The organism is Bradyrhizobium macuxiense (assembly GCF_001542415.1).
Lineage (GTDB): Bacteria > Pseudomonadota > Alphaproteobacteria > Rhizobiales > Xanthobacteraceae > Bradyrhizobium > Bradyrhizobium macuxiense.
Genome location: NZ_LNCU01000057.1, coordinates 1 through 12,516 on the forward strand (window position 1 = coordinate 1; position 12,516 = coordinate 12,516).

Consider the following 12,516-nt stretch of genomic DNA (forward strand, 5'->3'; position numbering starts at 1 on the left):
GTCGTCGACGACGTTGGCCGTGACGTGGTCCGTCACCGAGCCGCCGTTCAGCGTGTCGGTCGCAACCACGTTCAGCGTGCCGAGATCCGGCGACGCCGAGCCTTCGCCCTGGATCGCCGCAAGCAGCGTCTCCGTCACCGTCACCTGGCCGGTCGTCCCGGCCGCAACCGTCGCGCCCGCCGTGATGTCGAACTTCACCACGTCGACGCCGTTCTGCGTGCCGACGATCTCCTGGCCGTTGGCGCTGGTGGTCCAGACCAGGTTCGGGAAGCCGGCCAGCAGCGTGGTCAGCGCGCCCGCGTTCAGCGTCACATGGAGGTCGTCGGCGCCCGCCGTGAACGACACCTGCGTCGTCGCAACGTCCGGCGTCAGATGCGCGCCCGAGCCGTTCGGCGCCAGCGCACTCTCGTTCACCGACAGCGCGGAGTCGCCGCCCGCCACCGGGCCCTGGCCCGCCGTGATCGTGATCGTCAGCGTCGTGCTCGACGTCGTGCCGTCATCGTCCGTGATCGTGTAGGTGAACACGTCCTGCGAGCCGACCAGCACATTGTGGTTCGGCGTGTAGCTGAAGGTGCCGTCCGCGTTCAGCGTCAGCTTGCCGAACTCGCCGGTCAGCGCCGTCCCGACCGTGCCGGCAAGATTGCCGTTGCTGGTCGCAACCACCGCCGTCACGTTGATCGGCGCATCCGCGCCCGACACGTCGTTCGCCATCACGCTCGACACATTGCCGGTCAGCACCGTCACCGCCGAACCGCCGTCCTGCGCCGTCGCGGTGTCCGCATTGGCGGTCGGATGGTCGTCGCTGATCGACAGCTTCGGCCCGAGATCGAGTTGCGCGGAAGCGGTGCCACCATCGCCGGCCACGACCGTCTGCGTCAGCGTCACAGATCCGGCCGCCAACGAGACGGGCCCCGAATTGTTATCGACCGCACGGTCCTCGGTGAACGTCACCGCACCCGTCGCCGGATTGACCGAAATCGTAAAAGCCAGCACACCCGTCACGCTGCCGACATGCCCCTCGATCGTCGTGGCGTTGACCTGCACCAGCACATCGTTCTGGTGCGACTGTGAATCGATCAGGCCGGACAGCGTGCCGTTGGCAGGAATGGAGAGCGCATAGCTCACGGAGCTAATGCCCGCGCTGCCCGCCGCGTCGGCGAAGTCGACGGCAAAGTTGCCCGTAACGTGCGTCAGCGCCAGGTTGTGCGTCGTGCCATCGACGCCGTTGTTGGTCGCCGCCGTCAGGTTTGCCTCACTCAGCGTGAGGCTGGCGATCGAATTGACCGTGATCGTCGGCGCCACCACGGCCTGAGTCTGAAGCGGGAGGTTGCCGGTCTGCGGCGGCGTCACAAAATTCGGCAGCGTTTCGGGTCCGGCCAATTGGTTGGTGGGCACGGGTTCCAGGGGATCAACGGCAAACGGACTGAAGTTCGCGCCACTCGCCTGCGCATTGCCAATCGAATTGCCGCCATTGTCGGCTGCCGGCAGCACTGAGGTGTCCGTGGAAATCGGAAACAGAGATGCGAACTCCTGGACCGACACGTCGCGGCCAGGCGCCATCTCGATCGTAACATTACCGAGCCCATCCGCCCGCGAGTCGAAGAACGGCTCGACTGTCACGGTCGACTGGTTGTCGAACAGGATGATCAGCTTTTCGCCGACATGGACCAGTGTGATTTTTTCGTTCGCGATCGACGAAAAATCGACCTTCACCTTCTGGTCGTATCCGAGATTGACGATGACGGCCTGATCGGTCAGGGGCTTCGTCAGCTTGTAAACACGTACGGGAGCCGAATTGGTGGACGTTCCGGTGCCGGTCGCCTGAGCGACCTGAAACTGACCTTGCATTATCAACCCCGCAAAATTGGATTAGAGGAAAAATCGTCGAAAAATTTAGATTTAAGCTATTGTTAACCCAGCGCAGGGTCAAGAAATGTATTTGGTTAATCAATACTTTCCGCGAAGGTGTGGTAAACATCGAACAGGTCAGGGCTGCAGGAACAAGAACTTAGCCCGATCAAACCAGTCGACAGGCGGCGCTCTCGCCTGGCCCCATCCGGGTTTTACCGGGGATTTGGAGCGGTCGATGCGGATGATCTTTCGGGCGTTCGCTTTAGCTCTGCTCTGCAGCAGCCTGGGCACGGCATCCGCGCAAACCCCGACGCCGGTCCCATCGGAGACCACGGTCGAGCGTTCGATTCGGACCCAGGCCAACCGGGACACCCAAATCGGGATCTATCTCAACGTATTGTCCGACTGCTCGTCAGGGCCGCTGCCGACCATCCGCCTGGTGCGCCCGCCGGCTGCCGGAAAGGTCGTGGTGAAGTCCGGAAAGGCGAAGGCGACCAACTACAAGGCCTGCCTGGCGCTCGAGGTGCCGGCCTACGTTGCCTTCTACAAGGCGCCGCCCGAATTTGTCGGCGATGACGCTATGACCATCGAGGTCAAATATCCTGGTGGACGCACGGAAATTCAGAAAATCACCGTCAAGGTAAGCGGACCGGGCGGCCAGCAGAAGATCTGAGGCGACCGGGTTGATCGCGCCCGATCGCAAGCGCCTCCTCTACGATCGAAGTCCGACTGAGCCGGTACGCATCTCAGAGCGGCTCGCCCTCACCCGGCTCGCGCTCTTGCGAGAGATCATCTCGCTCCACGGTCGACTGACCAAGCGAAGCGCTATCCTCATGGCAATCGCCGATCCGGCGGGCAACCACGCGGTCCGTCTGGGGTGCTTGACCGACGTTGACCTGGTTCACTTCCGTATAGGCCCCGTCGCCGAGCACCGTAATGACGGTGCTCACCGGTCCCATGTAATCGCATCTGTTGGAGAAGATGTATTTGTTGCTGACTTTTTCCGGCTTCGACGAATGACAATTTCCAACCGACGGAGAAGAAAACGTGGCCTTCATCGCTTGAGTTGGATCGACACAGCGCGTCATTTCCCGCTCAAGCAACTTATGGCGACCGTTCGAGGGCGAGACGATTTCCAGCGTGCGTACAAACCGCCACATCCCTTTTCGGAATGTCGGCCCGCTAAAGCCCTCCTCCGCCGCTGCCCCGTGGCAGGCGAGCAAGGACGCAGAGAAGACGATCGTGAAACCGAGCGAGCGTGCGAAGATCTTCGACGCCCGGAGGCGCTGATCCGAAGTCATTGTCCATCCCCTGCCGGGCTGCATGGCTCCAGGCTGAAGCAACGCGCCGAGGCCTGGAAGCATCCGAGATGCTTCGCGTTAAGTTCGGGTAAATGCTCGCCATTTTGGATGAGGTTCTTCACTGCCGGTTGCTCGACCGGAGCAAATGAACGGAATCCCCTTGCTGGCAAGGTCCCCGCTCACTGCCGGGCAGATCGGCCGCTAGTGATGAGAGTGTGATGTGGCCGACTTTCCCGGATTTTCGGCCGCGCCGTCGTCGCAATCGCCGATCCTCGTCGCAACGACGAAGTCGGATTTCGGATGCTCGCCTGCGGTGACTTCGTTCAGCTCGGTATAGGCCTCGTCGCTGCGCACTGTGATGACCGTGCTGACTGCACCCATGTAATCGCATCGGTGTCCGAAGGTGTATTTGTTGCCGACCTTTTTAGGCTTGTCAGAGACGCAAGTTCCGACTGCTTCCGAGGAAAAGGTAGCCTTCATGGCCTGGGTGGGATCGACACAGCGCGTCATTTCCCGATCCATGATCCGATGCTTCGCGCTCCTGTCGGGACTCTGAACCACGTCGAGCGTTCGCACGAAATGCCACAAGCCCTTCCGGAAGCTGGGACCGGAGAACGATTGATCGTTTTGACTAGGCTGAGCGATCGCCTGCTGGCCGCTCTGCGGTCGGGCAGACGGCGTCTGCGCATGGGCCCAGGCTGACGGCCCGGCAACCGCCATCATGGTCAGCAGCAAGCGTGCGGTGTGATTTCGAGAGATCATTCCCACCCCCAAATGGCGTCCCGAACCTGCAGTCCGGACCAGATCCTTCAAGAAATCCCGCCATGAGATTCGGTCCCTCCTCACCAGTTGCAGGCCAATTGTGGCGAGTAAAGGCGCGACGCAGCCGCAAACCGGCGTCAGGTCTAATTCCCATTCACCGCAGCAAAGTTGCCACACCTGGCTGCTCCCGCCATGCCCAATACCCCCTGCATGCAAGCCGTCAGTCTTGAGGCAGCGCGGGACGGGTTTGACCTCGGGAGATATTTTTGCTCATCTACCGCAGGATATTTTGCTCAATTACTTTCCCTATCGCTGACGAGGGGGCTCTGATGCATATTCGGTTTTGCACCGCCGCTGCTGGCGTTCTGGCATTGGCTGTAACGTTGTTCGGTAATCCTCTGCTGGCGGCCGCCGCCGACCTCGGCTTGATGACGTCGGGACCGGCGTCGGTCGGCAACTGCTCCGAGATCGTCTTCACCTGCGAGAACGGCCGTCACTATCCGCTGTGCCCGCGCGCCGTCACGGTGGAAGGCGAAGTGGTCACCGCCTCGCTCCACACCGGCCATTATGGCGGCGTGCACGTACGCCTCGTCCCGATGGGGGTTGGCTACCGCTACGCCGGTCATGGCATCTGGCTGGACGGGTTTCGCGAAAACGCGCTGCTCAATTTCGGCAAGCACCACCAGGTGGCCTGCACCATCGCGCACTAGAGCGACAGCGCTTCGCGCGAAGAAAACGCCTCAAGCGACGATCTAAAGCTTTGGTTCTGATTGAATCAGAACCGAAATGCGCTGGCGCGCGCTGCTCACCAGCACAATCGACCCAGATCGTCCTCACCCCTTGGTGCGAAGCACCGCGCCTGAGGCGCGCGGATACATGTAAGCCTTTGGATGGATGTAGACGGGACAGTGATCCTGCCATTGATACAGCTGCCAATTCCATCTCAAGCAGCCCGATTCAACTTGAGGATCGTATCCGTAATCCAGCCGATACGGAGGATCACCGAACGGATAGTCTCCGGCTCGCGCCGCACTCGATGAAAGAATGACGATTGAAACGACAGCAGCAATGATCGCAGAAAATGACTTTTGCATAACGCCCTCTATCTGATGACGTATCCGGAGCAAGAGTGCCAAATCGGTTGGCTCTAATCAAGGTGTCCGCTGCTCCAAAGAGCTCCGAACTGACCACCAAGCCCTTCCCGGACCGCGGATTGAGCGCACTAGAACCTTCCGCTGCCCGCCTCCACACACCCGAGGTCAGCGCGGTCTTGTCGTCGCGGCCTAGGACTCGACAGAAATCGACGGAGCTCCGCGGACAGGCTCCGCATTGTCGCCTTGCGATATCGCGAACGCCGCGAGAGCAGTCCGGTTGCTGATGTCGAGCTTCTGGAAGATATGATGAAGGTGAACCTTGATGGTGCCGTCAGAAATGTTCAATCGGCGCCCAATCTCCTTGTTCGACAATCCTTCGGACACCAACCTCATGATCTGCCGCTCCCGCTCCGTCAGCAGCGTCAGATCTCTTTCCGTGCTGGCCTCTCGAGATACGACCACGCTCGGTGACCCCTGCGGCAACAATCGACAACCTGCGGCAACCTGGCGCAAGCTCTGCACCAGAACCTCGGTCTCCGCATCCTTCGGAACGACGGCGTAAGCACCCGCTTCAGCCAGCGAGATCAGATCGTCCCGCTCGACGGATGCGGTGAAGAACACAAATCGAGTTGCAATATTCTCGGACTTAATGGTCGACATGATTTCTCGCCATGACACGTCGAGCATCGATAGATCGAGGACCACAATATCCGGCGTGAAAAGCCGGATCGCCTCGATGCAGCTTGCGCCATCGGTACAGCGCGCGACAATTCTGAAATCAGGCTCTGCACCGAGCACGCTACCAACGCCGTGCAGAACCACGGGATGCTGGTCTGCGATCAAGACACTTATGCAATCCATGCGAGCCTCAGCTTGCGGCACTCTGCAAACCTACGACCCTCGCAATTCTGCCTCCGCATCTGTGTTTTCCGCCTCAACCGGTTCGATTGAAAACAAGATTTTCATCGTCACGCCGCGGCACGAGCCGCCGGGATTCGATCGTGTCCTGCCTGAGAGAAGTGTCAGCAATGCTTGGTAGCTAAATGTTCAGAGCTCGCTCAGAGAATGTATTTTTGCCTTTCGGTTACTGCGACATCTCGTCATCGCTTAGCCCATCGGCGTATATCGAAAAGTATATAGGGATAATGACAATTCGAATCTAAAATTCATAAAAGGGCCACGGTCAAGACCGTAGCGCCCCGGAATTGCAACCGAATCGATTTCGACGAACGGAAGGAGGTACCCCCAAAGCAGAGCCCCGGACTTCCATCATTTTAAACAAACGACATCCTTTTAATTCATCAAGAGAGCCGGAGTTCAACCGCCCCGTCCATTTCAAGCAGTGAGTAGGCAGGGAGGTCGCCATGACGCGACAGCATTATTTTACAACCGTCCTTGTTGGAAAGAATAGTTTACGCAGAGAAGGCATTGCCGGAATCCTACGCTCAGCAAATTTTCGTATCCAGGCATCGGTATCGTATATCGATGAAGCGCTCAGCAGCAAGGCTCAGCCTCGCCAACCGATGTTCATCATTCTGCAAAACGCAGACGATGAATCAGACGTCACCGTCGAACAGATCAAGCTCTGCAAGAACCGTTACCCAAATGGACGAATTGCAGTCGTCGCCGATCGCTATCGACTGAGCGAACTTGCTTCGGCGTTTCGGGCTGGTGCCACCGGCTATTTCGTCGATGTCATGCATTGCGATGTATTCATCAAGTCGATCGAACTCGTGATGATGGGTGAAACGGTCTATCCGTCGACGTTCCTGTCATTCGCCCTCGATCCTGAAGCCGAGCGCCAGAACGAGCCGGGTTCACGCGACGGCGATCGCGCGACCGCCTCAACCGAAGACAGGCTCACTCCGCAACTCTCCCCACGCGAGAAATCGATCCTGCGCTGCCTCATCGAAGGCGATTCCAACAAGTGCATCGCGCGAAAGATCGATATCGCCGAAGCCACGGTGAAGGTCCACATCAAGGCGATACTCCGGAAGATCCGGGTTCAGAACCGGACACAAGCCGCGATTTGGGAGATGAACAACCGTTCGCTGACGCGCCCGGCAAACCAGCAGAACGTCAGCCTGGACTCCGGCGTCAAGCAACTCCAGGATTGCGAAACGGAAGCTTCTGAAATCAAGCAGATCAAAACAGTGGTGCCCCTCGCGGCGATCGAGCATCGAACAAATCGATTTTGCGCGGACGGCCACATGCACAACGACCTCGCCCTGAAGGGCGAGCCCGCGGTTCGCCTTCGCAAGCAATCCGCTCCTTGACCCGGGTCAAGGAGTTCTCTGCGAGGTTGCACTCGTTGTCGATCAACTCACCTGTTCCTGGGGAGCGCCGGCCTGCCAGGGCCGGCGACTGTCTGCGACAAGGACCCAGGACGCGCGCGTTTTTCGGCGAGCAACGCAAGCAGGATGCCGACGGCTAATGCTGCCAGTGTCGTCAGCACGAAGAGCAGCGCCGCATTGGGGCCGGAGGGTATCATCACAGCTTCGGCCGGCAGCAACGTTTGGCCGGCGGCGAACCTGACCATGTCTCTCGTCACCACGGCCTCTGGCTCCGTGACTATCGCCCCGTGCCGCGCGGCATCCAACTCCGTCTTCAGACGCTCGAGCTTGGCGACCCCGCTAAGGTAATTCGGGTGACGTGGTCCGTACACTGATGAAAGCGTGGCGACCTCCCTTTCGGCCACTGCATACGCCTCGGTTGCCTGCTCACGCATTCGTCCACGCAGATACTCGGAAGCAACCCAATTAGCCAGTTGCGCAGCGCGCTCCGGCTTGGACGTGGTAACCGCCACTGTTATCAAATAGGATCGCGGATCATTGGTCACCGCAATCTGATTCATGAGACGGGACACCGCAAGGTCGCGTGGCGTCGCCTCGGGTAGCCCGATCGCCCGTCCCACCTTGTAGAGCTCCCGCATCGGACGCGACAACGACGTATAGGCCGGATCGTTGTCGAGCCTCAGCGCCGACACGACGGCGCTGGCCGTCGCACGCGAACGAATGATGCGCGCAGTGCTATCGACCACGGCCGCTGCGTCGACGGCGGCCGTAGACTGAACCCTCTCGCCTGCGACGGTTTCGTTGCGGACGAAGTCTACCTTGATGATGGCCTCGCCGGTGTAACGCGGCGGGAGCACCAGCAGCGCGGCTGACAAGGCCGCATAGGCGACGCCGAGAACGCACACGACGAGCCACTTGTGCGTCCAGAGGATTCGCAACGTACCGTACACAACACGCTCATAGTGATCGCGTGGGGCGTCGATCGCGCCGATTTCAAAGGACATGTCGTCTCTCCCGGAGCGCGCACTGTTGATATTCACCATGGCCGGACTGTGCCTCCCCTTACCTGACGAAACTCATGAAAGTGGCGCGATCAAACAGGGCTCGAACCAGCTCCAGTCTGTTGGGACGGTCCGCCGCCTTGAGCAGGTCCAGAAACAAGGCCTCGCCGTCGGATCCGCTCGCACTCCCGATCGGGTCACTATCCTGCACGCCGTCGACAAGCGTTCGTACGATATCCAGCAGGCCCCGCTGGTAGGTATAGCGCGAGACCATGCATCCCAGGAGACGCGCCTCCCGGCGGCACGAGATGTGTCCCGGCGCGAAGCTGCGAGTGGCCGCGCGAAACATCGGCAGGTCGAATTGCGAGTCGCCGATGGCGATCGTTTCGGCATCCGGCCCCACGACGCGATTCCGCAAAGCCGTCAGCCCGGTCCCCTTATCGATGCCCTTCGCCACGATGGCGGTGTCGACCCTGGTGTGATGGAACGCAAGCCGGTCAAGCCTGAGCGTCGCGATCAGCTGATTCATGAGAAGCGTCGGCAACGGGACCGGTGCCCCCTCGCCGACGCTGAATAAGTTCACCAACCGCGAGAGCAAGCCGCGCGGCTGCCTCTCGAACATGTAGGCCCGAATCGAATACCGGTGACGCTCGTCGAGGAAGACCCCGGGGATCTGCCGCAGCTGCTCCCTGAGTTCATTGAGCTGGACCATCGTTTCCTGGTCGAGCAGAGGTTGGCCGCGCCGCGCAACCGCGTCCCACAGATAGGCTCCGTTCTCTGCCACCCCTCCTGCCAGGCCGTAGGCCTCGCAGTAGTCCTTCACCTCGGCAACGGAGCGCGCCGTGTTGAGAACGACCGAACGCCCGCTGCTCGCCAGGAGCCGAAGCGCCTCCATGCTGGCCCCAGTCGCGGAAGGATAGCCGAACACATGCCGGTCGATGACTCCATCGATATCGAGCATAACGAGCGGCGCGTGCCAGCGCACGGGCTTCGGCGGCCGGCAATGCGCACCACAGAAATTTGCCGTCTGCACGGTGAGGAAGTCCCAGGCACCCAGGAAGCGTCGATGCAGCGCCTGCTGTCGCTCACCTGTCCCCATCACGCTGAAAAGCTGTTCCTGCGCCGATTGCATGGTCCAGAGGCCAGCAAGCAACTTGTTGATGAAGAGGCGTCGCTCCACCTCGATGTCGCCCGAATAGTCGACGTATTGACGGATCAGCAACGCCTCCTCGTCGGCGGAAAGCTGGAAGCTGAGGATCGTCTCGGCGAGATCGTAGGCAGGATCGATCATATTCAGCTGCGTCTTGCCCAGACCGTGCCCGTAATACCCCGTCTTCAACGGACCGCATTCCCCCTCAATCCATCGCGCGTTGCCCATGTTGCCGTCGATCAGGGTGGGTGTTGGGCATTGTAAGCCCAACAGCCGACGCAGGATCCGGGAACGCATCAATATGCCAACGGCGAAGCGTCCGTACGCGCGGCCAAAGGATTCCGCCAACAGCAGCAAACCATTTTCGTGCACCGCCCTGCCCGGGCTACGGTCCTTCGGCAGGCCCAATCGGCGTGTTCGCGCGGCGACGTAGGCCGCCGTCGTGTCGATCCAGCTCTCGCGATCCGTCACGAGGTTCGCGACATCGGCCTGTTGCGGCAACCATTCGGTGTAGAGAATCCCGTCGCGCAGCCCGAGGAGTGGCGGGACGAACTCGGAAAGCCTTAGGGACGCCAGGAAGGCGGGGTAGCCGAGATATCCCGAGCCGACGCCTTTTGCCAGCACATACCGGGTCTCTTGCTTTCCCTGCGGTGTCGACAATCGCACTTCGAAAATTCGCTTCAGCGTCACGCCGCGCTTGCTGTTCGCGCCGTTATGCAATGCGGCATTCAGTTCGTCGGCCCGGCCACCGCCGACCACGCAGATATCGGAGAATCCCTTCTGGCTGTAATACTCACGAAGCTGCCGCTCGGCAGTCTCAGGCGCAAGCAGATGATGCTTTCGCCAGCGTTCCGGCTCAAGCGTGACAACCATTCGATCGGGTAGCGTAGCGGCCCAGTTGGGAGTAGCCGGGTGAGTTGGAAGAAAGGCTTTGATCCGGGCAAGGTCGAAGCCTGCTCGGCGCGCAATGTCGATTGCGAGCACGATCGTGCCGCCCGAGTTTGGTGGATCATCCACGATGGCGAGCGTGAAACCCAGGCTCGCGTAGTTCGCCAACTCCCGGCGTTCCCGCCGGCTCGGGCCCTTCTTCGGCTGTATCGTCATCGAGGCTACCCGTCGATAGCCCTCGGCCTTGAAGAAGGAGTGCAGCAATGCTGAGAAATGCGTGCCGGCCGTACGCAGTCCCAGGAGAAGAATCGGATGCGACTTGTCAGGACACTTCAGCAGGAATTCGCGGCCGAGCGTCAGCACATCGGAACGAGTAAGGTCCAGCCGGCTGAACGCGGACGGCACGCCGAGACGTACGCTCAGCAGATCGGCGGGCAGTTCGACTTGCAGCATGCCGGACATTCTCCGGACCGGCTCAAGGAACAATGCCGGAGCGGCGTCGTCCCCCGCAAGTGCGACGAAGAAGTCGTCGAGAGCGCTTTGCCAACCATCCTTCCAGCGACGGACCTGCCATCGACCTCGCTTCGGGAAATTGTCGATGACGCTCTCCTTTACCCGCAGGGCAATGCGTCCAGGTCTACCTCTTGCCAGTTGAGCCGGTAGCCGCAGCGTGTGGCCGCGCAGATATTCGTCGGCGCCGTTGAGCAGCGAGCACGACAGCAGGTAGAGATTCGTGACGACTTCGCTGGTTTGCCACCCGGCCGGAGTAGTCGGCAAACGATCGATTTCGCCGGCAAGGCGCTCGATTGCCCCACCGACGTTCAAGTGCGGGTCCAGGCACCAGTCATAGGCGGAATAGAAGTTCGCCTCGTCAGGTAGCGGTTCGCTTCGCGCCAGCGACCGCTCAATCAACGCAGATTTCGTGACCGTAAGCATCGTGCGCTTCCCTGCTATTCCTTCCTGTCCTGCAACCCCAACACCGCACCCGTCAGGTGTAAAATCATGCCGCGCATGCCCGTTGAAGGCGTCCGTAGATTGTCATGAGGGCCTCGTGGTTCGCCTCGGCCGTGAAATTCCGATCGAATGTATCCCGGCTGGCGCGTCGCATCCGCTTCACCGCGAACCGATCGGAAAACAGACATCGGACTTTTGCGGCGAGATCTTCGGCGTTGCCGGGGACGAAGCGCAGTCCGTTGCTGCCGTCATCGATCATGTCAGCCATCGCCCCATGCCCGGAGGTGACGACGGGCGTGCCCTTGGCAAACGCTTCGATGACCACCCGTGGGAGCGCGCCCTCGTAGCATTCTGACGGCAAGATCAAGCAGGCCGCCGCGCCGATCAGATCGTAGACCTTCTCGTGCGCAAGATCCCGAAGCCATTCGATGGCGGGATTCTGCGCCGTCGCTTCCACGACCGTGGGCGCCAGCGGACCATCGCCGGCGATCTTCAAAGGCACCGCATTGCCGAGCACCCGCCACGCCTTCAGAAGCGTCTCCACCCCCTTCTCCGCAGACAAGCGTCCGACGTAGACGGCATATCCGCCGTCTCCCGCGCCAGCGCCGGGTTCAGGAAAGAGGAAGTTGGATTTGACCGCGATCCGGTCCGCAGGAAGTCCCCCCTCGATAAACTTGCGCCGGCTGAATTCACTAAGCGCGATGTATGTATCGACCGCGTTGCGCCAGGTGCCCGAGGCGCGGTGCGCCATGATCATTGTCGCAACAGCTGTGCTGACGGCGCGGCTGTCGCGGTAGCACTTGCGCGCCACGCCGCGCCAGGGAATCTTCCCGAGACAATCCTCGCAAGGCCTCCCGTCGCGGAACAGCAGAGCGTTGACACAGAGCAACCGAAAGTTGTGCAGGGTCTGGACGACGGGCACGCCTTCGGCTCGCACTGCGTAGTAGGCAGCGGGAGAGATCAACGGGAACGTATTGTGGAAATGGACGACATCCGGACGGTCGACGCGTACAAGCCGCTGGATCTCAAGATACGCCTGTTGACTCCAGATCATGCGGTCCGCGATTTGAAGACGCCCCATGCCTTCGGTCGCTTCGTTCGAGAGACAGTAAAGCGTCACCCGGTGACCATGAGCCCTGAGCATTGCGGTCTCGGCCGCCACACATTGATCCTCCCCGCCGGGGAGCTTGTAGTGATTATGTGCAAGCAGGATGTGCATGA

The 12,516-nt window shown here is 60.6% G+C and carries 11 protein-coding genes; 3 read left to right on the forward strand and 8 right to left on the reverse strand.

All coding sequences use genetic code 11. From position 1 onward, the window contains the following. Nucleotides 1-1,848: DUF5801 repeats-in-toxin domain-containing protein (locus AS156_RS18010; RefSeq protein WP_201456056.1), on the reverse strand; the 1,848-nt coding region annotated here is incomplete at its 3' end. 238 nt (nt 1,849-2,086) lie between these two features. Here AS156_RS18010 and AS156_RS40775 point away from each other — a divergent pair. Then, nucleotides 2,087-2,524 carry a hypothetical protein gene (locus tag AS156_RS40775; protein ID WP_082747565.1) on the forward strand — a complete coding sequence of 146 codons (438 nt, stop codon included), beginning with the start codon at nt 2,087-2,089 and terminating at the stop codon, nt 2,522-2,524. 73 nt (nt 2,525-2,597) lie between these two features. Here the strand turns inward: AS156_RS40775 and AS156_RS18020 are convergent, their stop codons facing one another. Both AS156_RS18020 and AS156_RS18025 read right to left on the reverse strand, forming a co-directional pair. Then, nucleotides 2,598-3,152 (reverse strand): DUF3617 domain-containing protein, encoded by a 555-nt coding sequence (locus tag AS156_RS18020; RefSeq protein WP_066507024.1) that lies wholly within the window; start codon nt 3,150-3,152, stop codon nt 2,598-2,600. A gap of 201 nt (nt 3,153-3,353) precedes the next feature. After that, nucleotides 3,354-3,965, reverse strand: coding sequence for a DUF3617 domain-containing protein (locus AS156_RS18025; RefSeq protein WP_160331106.1), 612 nt, complete (start codon nt 3,963-3,965; stop codon nt 3,354-3,356). A 215-nt stretch (nt 3,966-4,180) separates the two neighbouring features. Between AS156_RS18025 and AS156_RS18030 the strand changes: the two genes are divergently transcribed. After that, complete coding sequence (locus tag AS156_RS18030) at nt 4,181-4,624, forward strand: hypothetical protein (protein ID WP_245312911.1); 444 nt, start codon at nt 4,181-4,183, stop codon at nt 4,622-4,624. A gap of 123 nt (nt 4,625-4,747) precedes the next feature. Here AS156_RS18030 and AS156_RS40780 read toward each other — a convergent pair whose 3' ends face one another. Both AS156_RS40780 and AS156_RS18035 read right to left on the reverse strand, forming a co-directional pair. Then, nucleotides 4,748-5,008: a hypothetical protein gene (locus tag AS156_RS40780; RefSeq protein WP_082747566.1), complete on the reverse strand. Its 261-nt coding sequence runs from the start codon at nt 5,006-5,008 to the stop codon at nt 4,748-4,750. A 189-nt stretch (nt 5,009-5,197) separates the two neighbouring features. After that, nucleotides 5,198-5,851, reverse strand: a complete 654-nt coding sequence (locus tag AS156_RS18035; protein WP_245312913.1) for a LuxR C-terminal-related transcriptional regulator — start codon at nt 5,849-5,851, stop codon at nt 5,198-5,200. A gap of 521 nt (nt 5,852-6,372) precedes the next feature. On the opposite strand from AS156_RS18035, the gene AS156_RS18040 reads away from it, so the two are divergent. Next, nucleotides 6,373-7,284 (forward strand): LuxR C-terminal-related transcriptional regulator, encoded by a 912-nt coding sequence (locus AS156_RS18040; RefSeq protein ID WP_066506949.1) that lies wholly within the window; start codon nt 6,373-6,375, stop codon nt 7,282-7,284. Between the two features lie 47 nt (nt 7,285-7,331). Here AS156_RS18040 and AS156_RS18045 read toward each other — a convergent pair whose 3' ends face one another. The 3 genes from AS156_RS18045 to AS156_RS18055 form a co-directional block, all read right to left on the reverse strand. Beyond that, complete coding sequence (locus AS156_RS18045; RefSeq protein ID WP_160331107.1) at nt 7,332-8,306, reverse strand: Wzz/FepE/Etk N-terminal domain-containing protein; 975 nt, start codon at nt 8,304-8,306, stop codon at nt 7,332-7,334. Between the two features lie 58 nt (nt 8,307-8,364). Beyond that, a complete protein-coding gene (locus AS156_RS18050; RefSeq protein ID WP_066506960.1) occupies nt 8,365-11,277 on the reverse strand; it encodes an HAD family hydrolase in 2,913 nt (970 codons plus the stop codon). Nucleotides 11,278-11,341: 64 nt separating this feature from the next. After that, nucleotides 11,342-12,514 carry a glycosyltransferase family 4 protein gene (locus AS156_RS18055; protein ID WP_066506961.1) on the reverse strand — a complete coding sequence of 391 codons (1,173 nt, stop codon included), beginning with the start codon at nt 12,512-12,514 and terminating at the stop codon, nt 11,342-11,344. Nucleotides 12,515-12,516 lie beyond the last annotated feature (2 nt).

Coding starts and splice junctions, on each gene's coding strand:
- AS156_RS18055 (WP_066506961.1), bottom strand. CDS start 12,514: ATGCACATCCTGCTTGCACATAATCACTACAAGCTCCCCGGCGGGGAG.
- AS156_RS40780 (WP_082747566.1), bottom strand. CDS start 5,008: ATGCAAAAGTCATTTTCTGCGATCATTGCTGCTGTCGTTTCAATCGTC.
- AS156_RS40775 (WP_082747565.1), top strand. CDS start 2,087: ATGCGGATGATCTTTCGGGCGTTCGCTTTAGCTCTGCTCTGCAGCAGC.
- AS156_RS18040 (WP_066506949.1), top strand. CDS start 6,373: ATGACGCGACAGCATTATTTTACAACCGTCCTTGTTGGAAAGAATAGT.
- AS156_RS18020 (WP_066507024.1), bottom strand. CDS start 3,152: ATGACTTCGGATCAGCGCCTCCGGGCGTCGAAGATCTTCGCACGCTCG.
- AS156_RS18045 (WP_160331107.1), bottom strand. CDS start 8,306: ATGTCCTTTGAAATCGGCGCGATCGACGCCCCACGCGATCACTATGAG.
- AS156_RS18050 (WP_066506960.1), bottom strand. CDS start 11,277: ATGCTTACGGTCACGAAATCTGCGTTGATTGAGCGGTCGCTGGCGCGA.